16 protein-coding genes are annotated in these 17,274 nt (G+C 70.8%); 7 read left to right on the forward strand and 9 right to left on the reverse strand.

Translation table 11 applies throughout. The features are described from left to right. Positions 1-61 precede the first annotated feature (61 nt). Together ACFHW1_RS00435 and ACFHW1_RS00440 are read right to left on the reverse strand one after the other, a co-directional pair. On the reverse strand, positions 62-2,239 hold the full coding sequence (locus ACFHW1_RS00435) for a carbohydrate-binding module family 20 domain-containing protein (RefSeq protein WP_416614606.1): 2,178 nt from the start codon (positions 2,237-2,239) through the stop codon (positions 62-64). 263 nt (positions 2,240-2,502) lie between these two features. Then, positions 2,503-3,396, reverse strand: coding sequence for a LysR family transcriptional regulator (locus ACFHW1_RS00440; RefSeq protein ID WP_416551185.1), 894 nt, complete (start codon positions 3,394-3,396; stop codon positions 2,503-2,505). A gap of 80 nt (positions 3,397-3,476) precedes the next feature. Here ACFHW1_RS00440 and ACFHW1_RS00445 point away from each other — a divergent pair, with 80 nt between their 5' ends. After that, positions 3,477-4,511, forward strand: a complete 1,035-nt coding sequence (locus ACFHW1_RS00445; RefSeq protein ID WP_416551186.1) for a bile acid:sodium symporter family protein — start codon at positions 3,477-3,479, stop codon at positions 4,509-4,511. Between the two features lie 30 nt (positions 4,512-4,541). Here ACFHW1_RS00445 and ACFHW1_RS00450 read toward each other — a convergent pair whose 3' ends face one another. Next, complete coding sequence (locus tag ACFHW1_RS00450) at positions 4,542-5,897, reverse strand: LCP family protein (RefSeq protein ID WP_416551187.1); 1,356 nt, start codon at positions 5,895-5,897, stop codon at positions 4,542-4,544. 204 nt (positions 5,898-6,101) lie between these two features. Between ACFHW1_RS00450 and ACFHW1_RS00455 the strand changes: the two genes are divergently transcribed. Together ACFHW1_RS00455 and nhaA are read left to right on the forward strand one after the other, a co-directional pair. Further along, complete coding sequence (locus ACFHW1_RS00455) at positions 6,102-8,003, forward strand: asparagine synthetase B family protein (protein ID WP_416551188.1); 1,902 nt, start codon at positions 6,102-6,104, stop codon at positions 8,001-8,003. Positions 8,004-8,102: 99 nt separating this feature from the next. Then, positions 8,103-9,491: a Na+/H+ antiporter NhaA gene (nhaA, locus tag ACFHW1_RS00460; protein ID WP_416551189.1), complete on the forward strand. Its 1,389-nt coding sequence runs from the start codon at positions 8,103-8,105 to the stop codon at positions 9,489-9,491. 83 nt (positions 9,492-9,574) lie between these two features. Here nhaA and ACFHW1_RS00465 read toward each other — a convergent pair whose 3' ends face one another. Beyond that, a complete protein-coding gene (locus tag ACFHW1_RS00465) occupies positions 9,575-11,233 on the reverse strand; it encodes an ABC-F family ATP-binding cassette domain-containing protein (protein ID WP_416551190.1) in 1,659 nt (552 codons plus the stop codon). A gap of 39 nt (positions 11,234-11,272) precedes the next feature. On the opposite strand from ACFHW1_RS00465, the gene ACFHW1_RS00470 reads away from it, so the two are divergent. The 3 genes from ACFHW1_RS00470 to ACFHW1_RS00480 all read left to right on the forward strand — a co-directional run bounded on the left by ACFHW1_RS00470 (position 11,273) and on the right by ACFHW1_RS00480 (position 12,799). Next, complete coding sequence (locus ACFHW1_RS00470; RefSeq protein WP_416551191.1) at positions 11,273-12,025, forward strand: ROK family protein; 753 nt, start codon at positions 11,273-11,275, stop codon at positions 12,023-12,025. A gap of 151 nt (positions 12,026-12,176) precedes the next feature. Continuing rightward, complete coding sequence (locus tag ACFHW1_RS00475; protein ID WP_123607363.1) at positions 12,177-12,548, forward strand: tetratricopeptide repeat protein; 372 nt, start codon at positions 12,177-12,179, stop codon at positions 12,546-12,548. Further along, positions 12,545-12,799: a Smr/MutS family protein gene (locus tag ACFHW1_RS00480; protein WP_123606272.1), complete on the forward strand. Its 255-nt coding sequence runs from the start codon at positions 12,545-12,547 to the stop codon at positions 12,797-12,799. Before ACFHW1_RS00475 ends, ACFHW1_RS00480 begins: the two co-directional genes overlap by 4 nt. 24 nt (positions 12,800-12,823) lie before the next feature. Here ACFHW1_RS00480 and ACFHW1_RS00485 read toward each other — a convergent pair whose 3' ends face one another. Then, a complete protein-coding gene (locus tag ACFHW1_RS00485) occupies positions 12,824-13,432 on the reverse strand; it encodes a TetR/AcrR family transcriptional regulator (RefSeq protein WP_416551192.1) in 609 nt (202 codons plus the stop codon). Positions 13,433-13,500: 68 nt separating this feature from the next. Between ACFHW1_RS00485 and ACFHW1_RS00490 the strand changes: the two genes are divergently transcribed. Beyond that, the gene (locus ACFHW1_RS00490; protein WP_416551193.1) at positions 13,501-14,325 is read left to right on the forward strand and encodes an SDR family NAD(P)-dependent oxidoreductase; all 825 of its coding nucleotides are present in this window, start codon (positions 13,501-13,503) and stop codon (positions 14,323-14,325) included. Here the strand turns inward: ACFHW1_RS00490 and ACFHW1_RS00495 are convergent. The 4 genes from ACFHW1_RS00495 to ACFHW1_RS00510 all read right to left on the reverse strand — a co-directional run bounded on the left by ACFHW1_RS00495 (position 14,255) and on the right by ACFHW1_RS00510 (position 17,224). Beyond that, positions 14,255-14,983 carry a hypothetical protein gene (locus ACFHW1_RS00495; protein WP_416551194.1) on the reverse strand — a complete coding sequence of 243 codons (729 nt, stop codon included), beginning with the start codon at positions 14,981-14,983 and terminating at the stop codon, positions 14,255-14,257. The two genes, ACFHW1_RS00490 and ACFHW1_RS00495, sit on opposite strands and share 71 nt — an antisense overlap. Further along, positions 14,980-15,744: a MerR family transcriptional regulator gene (locus ACFHW1_RS00500; RefSeq protein WP_416551195.1), complete on the reverse strand. Its 765-nt coding sequence runs from the start codon at positions 15,742-15,744 to the stop codon at positions 14,980-14,982. Before ACFHW1_RS00500 ends, ACFHW1_RS00495 begins: the two co-directional genes overlap by 4 nt. Positions 15,745-15,807: 63 nt before the next feature. Next, positions 15,808-16,215, reverse strand: a complete 408-nt coding sequence (locus tag ACFHW1_RS00505; protein ID WP_416551196.1) for a hypothetical protein — start codon at positions 16,213-16,215, stop codon at positions 15,808-15,810. A gap of 403 nt (positions 16,216-16,618) precedes the next feature. After that, a complete protein-coding gene (locus ACFHW1_RS00510) occupies positions 16,619-17,224 on the reverse strand; it encodes a TetR/AcrR family transcriptional regulator (protein ID WP_416551197.1) in 606 nt (201 codons plus the stop codon). Between the last annotated feature and the right edge of the window lie 50 nt (positions 17,225-17,274).

The raw sequence follows: 17,274 nt of genomic DNA on the forward strand, positions 1-17,274 counted from the left end.
TCAGCTCGGCCACCGGGTGTACGGCGGACCGCGCGGAGCCGGTCCGCCGTACACCGCTTGGTCATCGCCAGGTGTCGGTGAGGGTCGTCGCGTCGCCGGCCGGGGTGGCACTGCGGTTGCCGCCCGACTCCCAGTCGACGGTGCCGTCCGGTGCCCGCTTGACGTATTTGTACTCGAAGGACTCACCGGCCGGCAGCGTGACGCTGCCCGACCAGACCGGGTAGTCGTCCGCAGCGAGGGCGACCGCCCGGGTCGGGTCCCACGAGCCCAGCGCCGGGACCGAGCCGACGACCAGGACGTCCTGGCCGTACCAGGTGGTCGAGGTGACGTCAAAGGTGACCGCGACGGTGCCCGGCTGCTCTCCGCCGGAGCCGGGCTGGCCCCAGATGGCGGTGAGCGGGGTGCCGCCGACGCCGGTGCGGTTCGCGCCAGCTTCCCACTCGACCGCGCCGTTCGACGCCACCTTGACCAGTTTCCACTCGAACGCCGTACCGTCCGGGACGTCGACGGAGCCGGTCCAGGTCGGGTAGCTGGCCGCGTCGGTGTTCAGTGGCGCCGCGCCGGCCGGGTCCCAGGAGCCGAGTTCGGGCAGTGAGCCGACCACCCGTACTTGCTGGCCGGGTGTGGTCTGCACGGCGGCGGTGACCGGGGTGCCGTCGCCCGGGGGCGGGTCGACCGGGCCGCAGCCGGCCGGGTCGGTGCAGTCGAGCCGCGCCGCGACGTGCAGTGCCACCGCCCGGTTCGCCGGGATGTCGGCGTGGAAGCCGCCGTCGGTGATGGCGATCGTGCCACCGGTGCAGGTGCCACTGTCCGCCCGGTAGGTGCCCCGGGCCACGTTGCAGTACCGGCCGTCCGGCAGGCCGGTGGCGAAGCTGCGGCTCCAGGTGCTGCCGGTCGCGTTGAACGCGGCGTACCCGCGGTCGGCGCGGGCGAAGCCGAATCGGCCGTTGCCGTCGGTGACGACGCCGCCGATGCCGGCGCCGGCGGTGGCGTTGCGGAAACCGACCATTCCGGCGACCTGTTCGTCGCGGTGCTCGCAGATCCACTCGGCGCTGGCGCAGTCGGTCGGCAGCGTGGTGCCGTCGCCGGTGCTGGGCGGGCCCTGGGCGACCACCGGGCCGAAAGCGTAGCTGGACATCAACTGCGGGGTCCCGTACGGGTGGGCCAGCATGAACGCGTCGGCCAGGTAGTAGCGGTCGCCGTCCTGGTAGGTGAGCGTCGGGGTGGCTCGCTGGGTGTCGTGGTTGTCGATGAAGACGACAGCCTGGTCGCCGGTCAGCCCGCCGTAGTCCGGCAGGCTGGCCAGCTGGGCGATGTTGCCGTCGCGGAAGGCCGCGGCGACCGCCCGCTGGTAGTCGAAGTTGGTGACCTTGCCGTACGGCGCGTACGCGGTGTACGGAATGGTGGCGTCGCCGTACACCTCGTGGAACAGGTCGGGCCGGCCGCCGAAGCCGGGCACGTCGTCCAGCCGGGAGATGATGTCCGCCAGGTGGGCTTCCTGGACGTGCTTGGCGGCGTCCACCCGGAACCCGGCTACGCCGAGGGCGATCACCGAGTTCATGTACTTGGCGATCTTGCGGCGTACCTCCGGGTCGGCGGTGTTGAGGTCGGCCAGGTCGAGCAGCTCGCAGTCCTGCACCTCGGTCTTGCTGCCCCAGTTGCTGATGGTGCGGTAGCAGGGGCCGAAGTCGGCGTAGCCGTAGCTGTCTCCGGAGCCGTCGCCGAACAGGTCGGGATAGCCGTACTTGCGGTAGACGGTGCCGGCGCTGCCCGGCCCGCTGCCGACCGATCCGGTGCCGCTCATGTGGTTGAGCACCATGTCGACGTAGATCTTGACGCCCTGGTCCCGGCAGCGTTCGACCATGTCGACGAAGTCGGCCCGGTCGCCGCGCCGGGTCTGGTCGATCCGGTACGAGACCGGCTGGTAGTCCTGCCACCACGGGTAGCTGGCGCCCTCCGCGCTGGGCAGCACCACATGCTCCTGCGGTGGGGAGACCTGGACCCCACCCCAGCCGTCCGGGCCGAGTGTTGTCTCGCACTCCTCGGCGATGGAGTTCCACCGCCACTGGAACAGGTGCACGATCGCGTCGCCGTTGCCGACAGCGGTGGCGGTCGTCTCGGCGGTCGCGGCCGGGGCCGCTGCGCGGGGCGTTGCGGTGGCGGTGGCGGGCGCGGTCAGGGTGACGGCCAACGGGATCCCGAGGACGGCCGCCACGGCGGTGGCCACCGGTCTGGACACGGTCGATCCGGGCACGGACATCAGCGCTCCAATGCTGGTGATGGCTTGCCTGCGAGGAGGCAGGCAGCAGGGCCTGGCCCTGAAAGATCCTGCAAGGTTCGCAAGCACTTCCAGGCGTGTGGTGAGGGTAACAATCAGATGTCTCGCTGTGAACAGCTTGTTTCGGCCGGGAGCTTAGGGTTTCAGATGGCGGTCCCGGATCGGGCTGCAAGATCTGGTCTCAGCTTGCAGCAAGATCCGTCGAACTGCGGTCCGGCCTGGGGTCAGCCGGCGGTACGCGGAGTCCGCCCCCGACCGCCGACGGCCGGCCGACCGGCGGCCCCGACCGCCTCACTGACCGCCGTCGCCACCGCCGGATCGGCGTCCGGACGGGACAGCAGGATGAACTCCACCTCGCCCAGCGGCGGCAGATCGGCCGGGGCCACCGGGGTCAGGCCGACCGGCACCAGCCGGGCCGAGTGCGGCAGCAGGCCGAGACCGGCGCGGGCGGCGGCCACCAGCCCGCCGAGACTGCCGCTGGTGCAGGCGATCCGCCACGGCTGACCGGCCGACGAGAGCGCGGCGAGCGCCTGCGCCCGGGAGATGCTCGGTGGCGGGTAGACCACCAGCGGCACCGGTTCCCCGACGGCCCGCCGCGGCGGCGTCGGCTGGTCCGCCGCGCCCAGCCAGACCAGCCGGTCACGCCAGACCAGGGTGCCCCGGGACTGGCCCGTCAGACGTTTGGCGAAGACCAGGTCGAGTGCCCGGGCGTCCAGCAACTGGTGCAGTGTGCCGCTCAGCGCCACGGTCAGCTCGACGTCGACCAGCGGGTTGCGGCGGCGGAAGGTCTGCAGCACGTCCGGCAGATAGCTGGAGATCAGGTCCTCGGAGACGCCGAGCCGCAGCTTGCCGCGTACCACCGTGGTGCTGAAATGCCGGCGGGCCCGGTCGTGCGCGTCGAGAATGTCCCGGGCGAAGCTGATCATCGCTTCGCCGTCCACCGTCAGCTGCACGGTGTGCGTGTCGCGCAGCAGCAGCGGCCGCCCGGCCGTCTCCTCCAACCGCCGTACGTGCGCGCTGACCGTGGACTGCCGCAGACCGAGCCGCTCGGCGGCCCGGGTGAAGCTCAGCAACTGGCTCACCGCCAGGAAGCTGCGCAGCTGGACGGGCTCGTACACGACCTGCATGTTATCGCGTTACGCGATGACAGTCAGTGCGTTGATCAGCTTTCCCGCTGATCGGCAGCCGCTCAGAATGGGTGGACCGCCCCCTGTTCACCTGGAGCACCCGGATGCGCTGGCCCCGCTGGCTGATCATCGACCCGTTCATCGCGATGCTGTTCGCCGTCGTGGCGCTCGCCGCGCTGCTCCCGGTCCGCGGCACCGCCGCCTCGGTCGCCGGTGTCGTCGCCAGCGTCGGCATCGCCCTGCTGTTCTTTTTGCACGGGGCCAGGATCGCCCCGGCGGCGGCCCTCGCCGGCGCCCGGCACTGGCGCCTGCACACCGTGGTGCTGAGCACCACCTTCGTGGTCTTCCCGCTGCTCGGCCTGGCCGTCGCGGTGATCAGCCCGCAACTGCTGCCGGCCGACCTCTACCAGGGGGTCCTCTTCCTCTGCGTGGTCCCCTCGACGGTGCAGTCGTCGATCGCGTTCACCTCGATCGCCCGGGGCAACGTGCCGGCCGCCGTGTTCAGCGCGTCGTTCTCCAACATCGTCGGGGTCGCGCTCACCCCGCTGCTCGCCGTGCTGCTCATGCAGAACACCGGTGACCTGCGGCTGACCGCCGGTTCGATCGGATCGATCGTCGGGCAGCTGCTGCTGCCGTTCGTCGCCGGTCAGTTGTCCCGACGGTGGACCGCCGACTGGATCGGCCGGCACAAGAGCCTGACCTCGGTGGTCGACCGGGGCTCGATCCTGCTGGTGGTCTACACCGCGTTCAGCGCCGGTGTGGTCGCCGGGATCTGGCAGCAGATCGCCGTCAGCCAGCTGCTGGTTCTCGGCGCCACCGTCGGTGCCCTGCTGGCGGTGGTGATGGGGCTGTTGTTCGGAGTCACCCGGCTGCTCGGCTTCGACCACGCCGACCGGGCCGCGACGGTCTTCTGCGGCGCCAAGAAGAGCCTGGCCACCGGGTTGCCGATGGCGGCCGTGCTGTTCAGCCCGCAACTGCTCGGCATGCTGGTCCTACCGCTGATGATCTTCCACCAGATCCAGCTGATCGTCTGCGCGGCCCTGGCCCGGTGGTGGTCGAACCGGGCACCAGCGGCCCGTCCGTCAGGCGAGACGACCCGGGTGTAGGTGGGTTCGGCCGACGGTGGGTCGGTCCGGTCAACGGACGACCGAGTCGAGCTGCTCGGCGCCGTACCGCTCGATGTACCGCTCCAAGGTGTCGTCGCGCACCGCGGTCCAGAAGCCGACACCCTGATAAGGGTCCAGCCACATCACCCACTGGTCGCCGACGTACCCGGTGTCCGCCACCGGGGCGGTGACGAACCGGACGTCGTTGCGGATCTTGCGCAGGTCGAAGGCGAGCTGCCGGAGTTTGTCGTTGGTCAGGCCGTCGTCGACGGTGACGGTCGCGGTGATCGCGTCGAGCAGCGCGCCGAGCTGTCGCGGGCTGGTCAGGGTGTCCCGGTCGAGGGTCTCGTCGAGCAGCGCGCGCAGGTAGTTCTGGTGGCGGCGCATCCGGTCGAAGTCGCCCTCCGGCAGGCCGTGGCGCTGGCGAACGTACTGGACGGCCTGCTCGCCGTTGAGCCGTTGCAGTCCTGCGGGCCAGGTCGACTGCAGGCTCGGTCCGGGCGTCCCGGCCGGGATATCCACGGTCACCCCACCGACCGCGTCGGTCAGGTCCTGCAGCCCGACGAGGTCGATCAGGGCGACGTGGTCGATGCGCAGCCCGGTCACGTTCTCGACCGTCTGTACGGCGAGGCTGGCACCACCGAGCGCGTACGCAGAATTGATCTTGAGGTTGCCGTGCCCGGGGACCGGCACCCACGAGTCGCGGGGGATGGAGACGACGTACGCCCGCTCCCGGTCGGCGGTGATCCGGACCACCATCAGCGAGTCGGTCCGGCCGTACGGCCCGGCGGGGGAGTCCGCGCCGGTGGCGCTGGAGGCGAGGCTGTCGATGCCGGCGAGCAGCACGGTCAGCCCTTCCGGCGTCGGTGCCGGCCGCTGGTCGGCCGGGATCGTGGCGAACGGGTCGGGGATCCGCTTGATCTCGCCGAGGTAGTAGTGACTGACGACGGCCACCCCGGCCACCCCGGCGAGGGCGGCGACCACCAGGCCGGTGATGCCGAGCAGGGCGATGCGGCGCAGCCGGCGACGACCGTGCCGGGCCGGTGGCCGCCGGTGCTGGCCAACGCCGGCGCCCGATCGGGCCAACGTCACCGGGCTGGTCGCTGAGACCCCCGGCTGCCGGTCGGACCACTGCGGCTGGTCCGCCGACCACTGCGGCTGGTCCGCCGACCACTGCGGCTGGTCGGCGGTCGTGGCCCACTGGCCGTACGCCTGGTCGGTCGTGGCCCATTGGTCGTGCTGCTGGTCGATGGTCCACTGGTGTGACTCGGCCCAGTCGTCGTCCGCCGTGGCGGGGCGGTGCTGGCTCTGGTCGTGCGCGGGCAGGTCAACCCAGTTCTCCCGGGCGGGTTCCGGATTGTCCTGATCGTCAGGTCGCCCGGTCATGTGGTCACCTCTGGCTCTCGATCGCGATCGCTGAGAGACCCAGGCTAACCAGACATTAGGGATCTATAACTCCAATCGGCGAAATCTAGACGAGACACGGGCTGAACGGCGTCGTCGGGTGAGCCGGATCGACAACTCGGCACCCGGCGCAGCCAACCGGGTTAGCGTCACAATATGTCAGCAATAGTCGGTATTGTCGGTGATGTGGGTGGCCGCCAAGAGGGCGTCGACCAACTCGCCCTGGCCTGCACCCCGCACGACCTTCAGCAGACCGGTCGCTACCTGGACGACCGAGCGGCGATCGTCGCCCGCTGGTCCGACGGCGACCGGGCGGCGAGTCGGTCGCCGTACTCCGCGGGTCGGTCGCCGTACTACGCGGCCACGACGGACGCGGTCGCGGTCAGCTGCACCGCCCAACCCGACCTGCTCGACCTGTACCAGCGGCACGGTACGGCGGCCGTCACCCAGCTGACCGGCGAATTCGCGATCGCGGTCTGGGACCGCGACCGGAACCAGCTGCTGCTGGCGGCCGACCGGACCGGCGAGCGGACGCTGTACTGGCGGCTCAGTGGCGACCGGCTGACCTTCGCCTCGCAGCTGCGGGCGTTGCTGGCCGATCCGCATGCCAGCCAGGAGCTCGACCAGGTCGCACTGCACCACTACCTGACCTACCGGTACGTCCCCGCGCCATGGACGATCTACGCCGGCATCCGCAAGCTTCCCCCGGGCACGTCGCTGACCTGGGCGGACGGGCGGGTCACCACCCGTCGCTACTGGACACTCGACGCCGCTGCCGGGCCGTCGGCACCGGGCATCGACCAGGCCGCCGAGCAGCTACGCGAACGGCTGGTCGACGCCGTGCGTTCCCGGCTGCCGGCTACCGGGCCGCCGCAGGTGCTGCTCTCCGGCGGGATCAGCGCCACGCTGGTCGCGGCCGCCGTGACCCGCAGCACCAGCGTCAGGGCGCACACCTGCTCCGTCGGGTTCGGCGAACCCCGGCTCGACCAGCGGGCGGCGGCGCGAGCCGTCGCCCGGGCGCTCGGCACCGAGCACCAGGAGTATCTGGTGACCGGGCTCGATCCGGCCGTACCGCAGCAGATCGCCGGCCTGTTCGATGAACCGTTCGCCAGCCCGGCCGCGATCCCGGCCTACCTGGTCGCCAGGTACGCCGGGGTGCGACGGGCGGAGGCATTCTGCGGCCTCGGCGGTGCCCTGCTGTACGGCGGGTTCCCGCACCACCTGCTGCTCGGCTGGCTCAACGGCTGGCCGCAGCGGCCGGCCGGACTGCCGGGGTTGCAGCGGGCCGGGGCCGCGCTGGTGCGGCGGAGCACGGCCGGGACCCCGGTGCGTCGGCTCGGCCGGCTGCTGGAGGTCGCCGGCTGCCCACCGCCGACCCGGTACGCACGGATCGTCGCCGAGTGCAGCGCCGAGCAGAAGAACGCCCTCTACCCGGCGCGGCTGCGCGCCGAACTCGCCAACGTGGACAGCGGCCTGCTGGCTGAGGCGGCCTACCTCGCCTCGTCGGGGGACTCCCAGGCGGTCCGGATGACCGGTGCGGATCTACTCGGATACCTGCCCGGCGACGTACTCGCCCGGTGGTCGACGGTGTCGGCCGGCGCGGGACTACGGCTGCAGGCACCGTTGCTCGACCACCGACTGCTCGAGTGGGTGGCCGGCCTGCCGGCATCGTGGAAGGTGCCGGGGCGGCGGCGGAACCTGGCGCGGCGGGCGGCGGCCGGCTGGTTGCCGGGCCGGGTGGTCACCTCCGATTCGGTGGACGCCAGGCCACCGCTGGCCAGCTGGCTGCGGGCCGAGCTGCGCGAACTCGCCGGGGACCTGCTCACCGACCGGACCTTCCAGGACCGTGGTCTGTTCCAGCCGGCAGCGGTCCGCCGGCTGCTCGACGAGCACCAGGCCGGGCTGGACCACGCTGGCGAGATCTACACATTGCTTCAACTCGAACTCTGGCTGCGGCACCGGCCGGGGCCGGTGAGAGACCCCGCACTTGCTGGTCAGCGCGACATGACCTTGGAAGAATCGGGGTACGGCACAACCGGTGCCGGAGGTTGTCCGGCGGCGGCATCGCCAACCGGAGACCTTCGGTAACCGTGCCGGAACGGATAGTGTGATCATCATCGACGCGCCGGTCAACCAGGACCGGCGTCGCTGTACCTGCTGCATGTACGTGGAGGTGGAGTTCTCTACATGACCGACCCGACCCCCACCAAGGCCTCCGGATCCGGCGACAAGTCCGGATCGAGCCAAAAGTCGGACTCAACCAGGCCGCCGGAGTCCCGGCGTCCGTTCCAGCTCTCCTCCTGGGCGGAAGCCAAGTTCATCGGCGACGTGCTCCGCACCGAGACCGTCGGCGGCGGGCTGCTGCTGCTCGGCGCGGTCATCGCGCTGATCTGGGCCAACTCACCGTGGGGTGACGCCTACACCGACCTGGGCCAGTTCGTGCCCTGGCCCGGCGGGGCACCGCTGCACCTGGACGTCGACCTGGCGCACTGGGCGGCGGACGGCCTGTTGGCGATCTTTTTCTTCGTGGTCGGTCTGGAGCTCAAACGCGAGTTCGTCGCCGGTGAACTGCGCAGCCCACGCCGGGCCGCGCTACCGGTGATCGCCGCGATCGGCGGCATGGCCATGCCGGCGCTCATCTACGTACTGATCAACCTGAACACCGGCGACAGCGCGCTGCGCGGCTGGGCGATCCCCACCGCCACCGACATCGCGTTCGCCCTCGCCGTGCTCGCCGTCATCGGCTCCCACCTGCCGCAGGGCCTGCGCGCCTTCCTGCTCACCCTGGCCGTCGTCGACGACCTGCTGGCGATCACCATCATCGCGTTCTTCTACACCGAACAGGTCAACTTCCTGGCACTGGCCGGTTCCCTGCTACCGCTGCTCGCCTTCGCGCTGCTGCTGCGGTTCGGCAGGACCTGGTGGTGGGCGCTGATCCCGCTGGCCGCGATCACCTGGACGCTGATGCACGCCTCCGGCGTACACGCCACCATCGCCGGCGTACTGCTCGGCTTCATGGTGCCGGTGCTGCCCCGCAAGGGCGAGCAGCACGGCATGGCCGAGCACTTCGAACACCGGTGGCGGCCGGTCTCCGCCGGCTTCGCCGTGCCGGTCTTCGCCTTCTTCGCCGCCGGGGTGTCGCTGCGTGACGGCGGCATCGGCTCGGTGCTGACCGATCCGGTGGCGATCGGCGTGATCGCCGGTCTGGTCCTCGGCAAGACGATCGGCATTCTGGGCGCCACCGGGCTGATGACCCGCTTCACCCGCGCCGACCTGGGCGGGCTGAAATGGGTCGACCTGCTCGGGGTGTCCCTGCTGGCCGGTATCGGGTTCACCGTCTCGCTGCTGATCGGCGAGTTGGCGTTCGGCGCCGGCAGTGAACGCGACGCCCATGTCAAGGCGGCCGTCCTGATCGGCTCGCTGACCGCGGCGCTGCTCGCCGCCATCGTCCTCAGCCGGCGAAACAAGGTCTACCGGCGGATCTCCGAACAGGAACGGCAGGACCGCGACGGCGACGGAATCCCGGACATCTACCAGCAACTGCCGCAACCGACACCGGACGACGACCGACGCTGAGCCGGACTGCCGCTGGCAACCGCCGCTGACCCGGATTGATCGGCAGCGGCCCCGCAACCCGGTCGTACCCCCTGGTCCTGCCCCTAGTCGAGGGACAGGTCCAGCATCGACCGGAACGCGGGGCCGCCGCCGCCCAGCGTGATCCGCCGGGTCACCCGCACCGACTCCAACATCCGCCGGTCGTGCGTGACCAGCAGCAACGTGCCGGTGAACGACGCCAGCGCCGACTCCAACTGCTCGATTGCCGGCAGATCCAGATGGTTCGTCGGCTCGTCGAGGACCAGCAGGTTCACCCCGCGCGCCTGCAGCAACGCCAACGCCGTACGGGTCCGCTCGCCCGGCGACAGGGTGGCCGCCGGCCGCAGCACATGGTCGGCCCGCAGCCCGAACTTCGCCAGCACCGTACGGGCCTCGGCGGGGGCCAGGTCGGCCGCCGCCCGGAACGCGTCCAACACCGGCTCGTCGCGCAGGAACAGTTGGCGGGCCTGGTCGATCTCGCCGACCACCACCCCGGGGCCGAGCCACGACTCGCCCGAGTCCAGCGGCAGCTGCCCCAGCAACGCACCGAGCAGCGTCGACTTGCCGGACCCGTTCGGCCCGGTGATCGCCACCCGGTCCGCCCAGTCGATCTGCAGATCCACCGGGCCGAGGGTGAACCCGCCCCGGCGTACCACCGCCTGGCGCAGCACCGCGACCACCGCGCCGGACCGGGGCGCGGCGGCGATCTCCATCCGCAGCTCCCACTCCTTGCGCGGCTCCTCGACGGTCTCCAGCCGCTCGATCATCCGCTCGGTCTGCCGCGCCTTCGCCGCCTGCTTCTCTGCGGCCTCGGTCCGGGCGTTGGTGGTCAACTTGTCGCTGTCGTTGGCCTTGCGACGGGCGTTGCGGACCCCCTTGTCCGTCCAGGCCCGCTGGGTGCGGGCGCGGGCCTGCAGCCCGGCCCGGGTGTCGGCGTACTCCTCGTACGCCTCCCGGGCGTGCCGGCGGGCCACCTCCCGCTCGGCCAGGTACGCCTCGTACCCGCCGCCGTAGTGGTTGACCTGCTGCTGGGCCAGGTCCAGCTCGACCACCCGGTTCACCGTACGGGCCAGGAACTCCCGGTCGTGCGACACCAGCACGGCACCGGCGCGCAGCCCGGTGACGAACTGCTCCAGCCGGGCCAGCCCGGCCAGGTCCAGATCGTTGGTCGGCTCGTCGAGCAGCACCACGTCGTAGCGGCTGAGCAGCAGCGACGCGAGCTGGGCGCGGGCCGCCTGGCCGCCGGAGAGCGCCGTCGTCGGCTGGTCCAACGTCACCGTCAGACCCAGGTCCGCGACCACCTGCTCGGCGCGTTCGGCCAGGTCGGCGCCGCCGAGATCCAGCCAGCGTTCCAGCGCCACCGCGTACGCGTCGTCGGCGCCGGCCCGGCCGTCGGCCAGCGCCTGCGTCGACGCGTCCAGGTCGTGCTGCGCCGCCGCCACCCCGGTCCGGCGGGCCAGGTAGTCGCGTACCGACTCGCCCGGTCGGCGCTGCGGCTCCTGCGGCAGCAGCCCGACGGTGGCGGTCGGCGGGTTGCGGGTGACCGTGCCGGACTCGGGCGCGGCGGTGCCGGCGAGGATCCGCAGCAGCGTCGACTTGCCGGCACCGTTCGCGCCGACCAGACCGACCACGTCGCCGGGCGCGACGACGAGGTCCAGCCCGGTGAAGAGCTGCCGGTCACCGTGCCCGGCGGACAGGTCCCTGGCGATCAACGTGGCGCTCATGGCCCGGCGATCGTAGCCGCCGACCGGCAGACTGTGCTGATGATTTCCACGCTGGCGATCGACTGTGGCGGCGGCGGCATCAAGGCGTCCGTACTCGACGAGGCCGGCACCATGCGGGCCCGGCCGCTGCGGGTGCCGACCCCGTACCCGCTGCCGCCGAAACGGTTCGTCGACACCCTGCGCGGGTTGAGTGACCAGTTGCCGGCGGCAGACCGGGTCACCGTCGGGATGCCCGGCATGATCCGCCACGGTGTCGTGGTCGCCACCCCGCACTACGTGACCAAGGCCGGTCCGCGGACCAGGGTCGACCCGGGGCTGCTCGCCGAATGGTCCGGCTTCGACGCCCGTACGGCGCTCGGCGCCGCCTTCGACCTGCCGGTGCTGGTGCTCAACGACGCCGAGGTGCACGGCGCCGGGGTGGTCGCCGGCACCGGCTGCGAGCTGGTCCTGACCCTCGGCACCGGGCTCGGCTGCGCGCTGTTCGACGGCGGCCGGCTCGCCCCGCACCTGGAGCTGTCGCAGGCGCCGGTGCGCTGGGGGCAGAGCTACGACACCTACGTCGGCGAGCACGAACGCCGCCGGCTCGGCGACGCGTTCTGGTCCCGGCGGGTACGCGGCGTGGTCGACGGTCTGCGGCCGGTGTTCTGCTGGGACCGGCTCTACCTCGGCGGCGGCAACTCGCGGCTGATCCGTCCCGAGCAGGTGGCCCGGATGGGTGACGACGTGGTGGTGGTGCCGAACACGGCCGGCATCGTCGGCGGCGTACGGGCCTGGACGCTGATCCGACCCTGAGAACCGATCCGACCCTGACCGGACTGTGCCGGATCGTCCCGAAGCTGACTGGGTGACCGGCGGATGTCCGGTACGGGAACAGTCGCATTCCGCCGGTGGTTGTGCCAGCGTCAAGGGTGTCGGTGATCGCGACCGGGAAGGTGGGGCGGCCATGGATCTGTTGGAGGAGTACCGCCGGGCGAACCTGTACTTCGAGTCCGGCGACCCGTCCGGGGCGGCCCGGCTGCTGGAGCCGATCATCGCCGCCGAGCCCGACAACTCGGCGGTCCGCCAGCTGCTGGCCCGCTCCTACTTCAAGTCGGCGCAGCTCGGCCGGGCCGAGGAGCAGTTGCGCGAGCTGATCGACCGCGACCCGAGCGACCACTACGCCCATCACGTGCTGGGCCGTACCCTGGAACGGCTCGGCCGGCCGTCGCAGGCGCTGCGGCACCTGCGGCTCGCCGCCGCCATGCGCTCCGAGCATTCGGACTACCTGGCCGCGCTGCGCCGGGTCGAGGCGAAGGTCAACGGAAGGGCGTCGTGAAGATCAAACTGGACCTGCACGACATCTACAACCGTGGCCAGGACATCGACCGGGCGCTGCGGGGCGTCATCGACGAGGCGGTGGCCAAGAAGGCCACCCTCGTCGAGATCATCCCCGGTAAGGGATCCGGCCAGCTGAAGAAGCGGGTGCTGCGCTTCCTCGACCAGAAGGACGTCAAGCAGCTCTACCACCGGGTGGAGAAGGACTCGAAGAACTTCGGCCGGCTGTTCGTCCATTTCAGATGGAAGTGACTCCGATCGGAGTTACTCGGCCGCCTATCGTGGGCTGAGGGCCGCCATCGCCCGGTCGACGTAGTCGGCGAGTGAGTCCTCGGTCGTGGACGCCAGCCAGGCGTGCTGCGCCGCGACCAGACAGCCGAAGGCGGCGGCGGCGAGCGCCCCGGGCGTCGGATCGTCGGCGGCGTACGGGGCGCCGGCCGCCGTGGCGCGCTCCCGTAGCACCGCGACGGCGGCGTGCTGCATGCTCTGCAGCTTGCGCAGGTAGACGGCGAGCAGCGCGGGCGTCTCCAGGATCACCCGCTGGACGGGCTTGCTGACCTGCTGCTGGCCTGACGTGTCTGCTGAGGCGTCCACGATGTCGAACAGCCGGCGCAGCGACGTCCAGACGGGTTCGCCGGCGGGGCGCTCGCGCAGGTTGTCGAGCATGTCGTCGGCGCCGAGGTCGAACTTGCCGACGACGATGTCCTCCTTCGTGGCGAAGTAGCGGAAGACGCTGCGTTGGGACATGCCGACGGCCGCCGCGATGTCGTCGATGGTGGTGGCGTCGTAGCCCCGGGACACGAAGAGCTGCAGCGCCGCGTCGGCGATGTCGCGCTGCACCGCCCGACGGGTGCGTTCGCGCAGGGTTGGCTGCTTTCCAGTCATGATGTGGCCAGCTTAGCACTGGCCGTCGCAGTTGACAGTGACTGACAGTTTCGTCGTACAGTGTCGTCATGACCAAGGTGATCGTCATTACCGGATCCAGCGACGGCATCGGGGCCGCAGCCGCCCGTCAGCTGCACAGCGCCGGCCACCGGGTGGTCGTCGTCGGGCGCTCCCCGCGCAAGACCGAGGCCGTCGCCCGCGAGATCGGCGCGGAGCACTTCCTCGCCGACTTCGCCCGCCTCGACGAGGTACGCAAGCTCGCCGCCGAACTGGACGCCGCGTACCCGCGCATCGACGTGCTCGCCAACAACGCCGGCGGCGTCTTCGGTGACCCCACCAAAACCACCGACGGCTTCGAGCTGACCTTCCAGATCAACCACCTGGCACCGTTCCTGCTGACCCGGCTGCTCATCGACAAGCTGACCGCGTCGCGGGCCACCGTGATCCAGACGTCGAGCGTCGGCGCACGGCTGGCCGGCAAGCTCGACGTCGACGACCTCAACCTCGACCGCAACTTCGACCCGGTACGCGCCTACAGCGCCGCCAAGCTGGAGAACATCCTGTTCACCACGGAACTGCACCGCCGCTACCACGCCGAAGGCATCGCCGCCGCCGCCTTCCACCCGGGCAACGTCGCGACCAGCTTCGGCACCCGGTCGGCGAGCCGGCTGATGCGGTTCATCACCACCAACCCGGTCACCCGGGCCATGCTGACCACTCCGGAGAAGGGCGCCGACCAGCTGGTCTGGCTGGCCACCAGCCGGCCCGGCGTCGACTGGGAGCCCGGCCGCTACTACGAGAAGCGCCGGCCCGCCAGGCGCGTCAACTCCCAGGCGTACGACCCTGATCTCGCCCGCCGGCTGTGGGAGCGTTCGGAGCAGCTGCTCGGCTGACCGGCGTCGCCGCAGCAGACCGCGTCGCGGCATCCCGGCCGGTCGCGGCCTGCCGGGTCGACCAGGCCGACAGTGCGGCGACCGGGTCGTCGGCGAAGAACCGGATCGTCCGTACGTGTGCGATGCGGCCCAACGGGCGGACCACCCGCAGCGGCTCGGCCAGCTCGACCACCAGGTTGGTCTGCGCGATCGCCGACACGATGAGCACGTCACCGTCGACCCGGATGGTGCCCTGCTCGTTGTAGTTGCGGACCAGCCGGACCTCGGTGACCAGCCGACGGGGCACCCGGACGTCCAGGAACGCGGCGTTGCGGACCCGGATCCCGTCGGGCCCGACCACGTGCGGTCGGGTCACGGTCGCGGCGATCACCGCCAGAGCGATCAGTACGCCGTACGCGTCGATCAGCAGGATCGCGTGCCGCAGCGGGTCCGGGGCACCGATCGCCCGCAGCAGGATCTCCACCGCGACCAGCTCCACGATCGACACCACCAGGAACATCACCATCGTCGACGCCACCGCCCCGGCGTAGGGCACCGCCGTCGCCGACTCCGGTACGCCGTGGCGGCGACGGCGTACCCACAGCCAGAGGCTGACCAGGCCGGCACCCTCGAAGCCGACCAGCCGGCGCAGCACCACCCCGACCCGACGCGCGGTCATCGGTGACCTCGCAGCCGGGCGAGGATCAGCCGGAACACCTCGGCCTGGGCGGGGGAGAACTCACCGGTGATGGCGGCCAGCCACTGGACGCCTGCCGCGTCGCCCGCGTTCGTGACGATGGCGTCGGTCATCTCGGCGGGCAGGAAGCCCTCCAGGTCGGCGGCGAGCGACGCCACCCGCGCGTCTGCCGGGTCGGCGTCGGCGATCTCGTCGAGCCGTCGGTAGAACTCCTGCGTACGGGCCAGCATCGCAGGCTCGGTCAGCGGCTGGAACAGCGCGCTGAACTCACCCCGCTGCTCCGGCCCGACCCCGGTGTCCAGCAGCGCCAGCATCTCCCGGTCCAGGGCGGCGAACGCCGAGCCGTCGGTCGGCAGTTGACGCAGCACCACTGCCATCTCCTCGGACACCGTGGCATCGGCGTCCAGCTCGTCGATGGACTCGCCGGCGGCCAGCAGCACAGCGAGCCGCCGCCGCCTGCTGGCGATCGCGGCCTGCTGGCGGGCCAGGTCGGCGTCCAGTTCGGTGAGCACCTCGCGCAGCTCCCGGCCCCGGTCGTCGGCGAGCACGTCCCGGATCTCGTCGAGGGAGAGTCCGAGTTCGCTCAGCCGGCGTACCCGGGCCAGCGCGACCGCGTCCCGCAGCCGGTACTCCCGGTAGCCGTTGGACAGCCGCTCCGGTTCGGGCAGCAGCCCCAGGTGGTGGTAGTGGCGCACGGTCCGGGTGGAGACCCCGACCAGCGCGGCAAGCTCGCCGATCCGCATGCCACCAGTAGAAACGTTGCCGCTACGGCAAGGTCAAGCTTGCCGTAGCGGCCTCACAGACTGTCAGGCGTCTTGGAGTTCTCGGAGGTGGTGGTCGGTTGCCTGGAACCGTGGCCAGTCCGGCGTGTGACAGCCGACCGCGTGCAGCGCGGTACGGATGTCCATCAGCAGCCTGCTGGCAGCGAACTCGAAGCTGGTGGCCTCGGTCGACGTGGCGATGTCCACGATCCGGTCAGCGAGCTTCGCGGCGATCTGGACCTCGACGTCCAGAGAATCCAATTGCTCCTGGACCGCATCGATGAATTCTTCGAACTGCTCATCGGTGCCATGGGGGGTGCTGACGAAGGTCATCTGGACCGCGAGACGGAACTCTTTCACGTTGCCTCCCAGCACGTCGCCCGACGAAGCTGAGCCCTCATGTCTCGCAAGTAGTTCGGGTTCGAGGGCGTTGTTGACATCGTCTTCATGCACTTACAGGGATTCGGGCACTTCAACTTGAAGTGCTTGTTCCCTCCTCCGGTGACGGACCAGCCATCCTTCTCGACCTCCTTGAGGAGTTCCTCGTACTCGCCGCCGAGCCTGTGACGAGGTCGTGACACCGTGAGTTCTCCTCGTGTTCGAGGGTACCTTGGATTGCTGCCGCTACGGCAGAGGTCTTTCGTGGGTCGATCCTCTCGTCAGTATCGATGTTCAGGGCGCAGGCCGGGTCGGACATATAACTCATTTGGCGCACTGTCGGTTATGAGACAGTCACTGAAAGCTACTTTTGGCGGATGTTGCCGGCCGATCGGCTACGGCCACCAGTGCAGTGTCGACGAACATGACGACGGGGGTGTGGCGTCGTTGCCGCCGCGACAAGGTCAAGCAGCGATCGTCAACGCGATGGCCCCCGTGCGGCGGCGCTGTCGAGGGCGACGGTGACGACCTTACGCACCGCCGGTTCGTCCGGCGGGTCGCTCTCCCGGTCAGCGAAGAGCAGATGTCCGGTTCCTGCCAGTATCGGCGCGAGCGTGTCGATGTCGGCGTCGACCGCGATCCGGCCGAGGTCGCGCTCGGCGGCCAGGTAGGACGCGATCATGGTCGTGGCGTCCGAGAGGATCGGCAGTCGGGGGTCCGGTCTGGTGCGCCGCAACCGGCTGCGTAGCTCGTCGCGGGAGACGATGAGACTGATCAGGGCGAGGGTCACCGATCCGAACAGCTCGGTGAGCAGCCCGGTCAGGTTGCCGGCGACGGTGCCGGTCCCGGCTGCCTGCTGCAGGGCAGCGGCCTGGGTGTCGATCCGGGCCATCCGGTCCAGCACGAACTCGGTGACGAAGGTGTCGAAGTCGGCGAAGTAGCGGTGCAGGACGCCCTTGGCGACCCCCGCCTCGGTGGTGACCGCCCGGCTGGTCAGACCACTTGGCCCAGCTTGGAGAAGGACGCGTTCGGCGGCGTCGAACAACTGCTCGCGCGCGTCGTGGATGGCCACACCGGTTGGCACTGTGCGCTCCTCCGCTCGCCTGTCGGGCCGCCGCAATGGGCGATTGCCCA

Origin of the sequence: Micromonospora sp. LOL_014, from assembly GCF_048060245.1 — a bacterium.
Taxonomy (GTDB): Bacteria; Actinomycetota; Actinomycetes; order Mycobacteriales; family Micromonosporaceae; genus Micromonospora_E.

Excerpts from the sequence above, each read along its gene's own strand:
- ACFHW1_RS00495 (WP_416551194.1), bottom strand. The coding sequence starts at position 14,983 with ATGACCGCGCGTCGGGTCGGGGTGGTGCTGCGCCGGCTGGTCGGCTTC.
- ACFHW1_RS00485 (WP_416551192.1), bottom strand. The coding sequence starts at position 13,432 with ATGACTGGAAAGCAGCCAACCCTGCGCGAACGCACCCGTCGGGCGGTG.
- ACFHW1_RS00470 (WP_416551191.1), top strand. The coding sequence starts at position 11,273 with ATGATTTCCACGCTGGCGATCGACTGTGGCGGCGGCGGCATCAAGGCG.
- ACFHW1_RS00475 (WP_123607363.1), top strand. The coding sequence starts at position 12,177 with ATGGATCTGTTGGAGGAGTACCGCCGGGCGAACCTGTACTTCGAGTCC.
- ACFHW1_RS00500 (WP_416551195.1), bottom strand. The coding sequence starts at position 15,744 with ATGCGGATCGGCGAGCTTGCCGCGCTGGTCGGGGTCTCCACCCGGACC.
- nhaA (WP_416551189.1), top strand. The coding sequence starts at position 8,103 with ATGACCGACCCGACCCCCACCAAGGCCTCCGGATCCGGCGACAAGTCC.
- ACFHW1_RS00490 (WP_416551193.1), top strand. The coding sequence starts at position 13,501 with ATGACCAAGGTGATCGTCATTACCGGATCCAGCGACGGCATCGGGGCC.
- ACFHW1_RS00450 (WP_416551187.1), bottom strand. The coding sequence starts at position 5,897 with ATGACCGGGCGACCTGACGATCAGGACAATCCGGAACCCGCCCGGGAG.
- ACFHW1_RS00465 (WP_416551190.1), bottom strand. The coding sequence starts at position 11,233 with ATGAGCGCCACGTTGATCGCCAGGGACCTGTCCGCCGGGCACGGTGAC.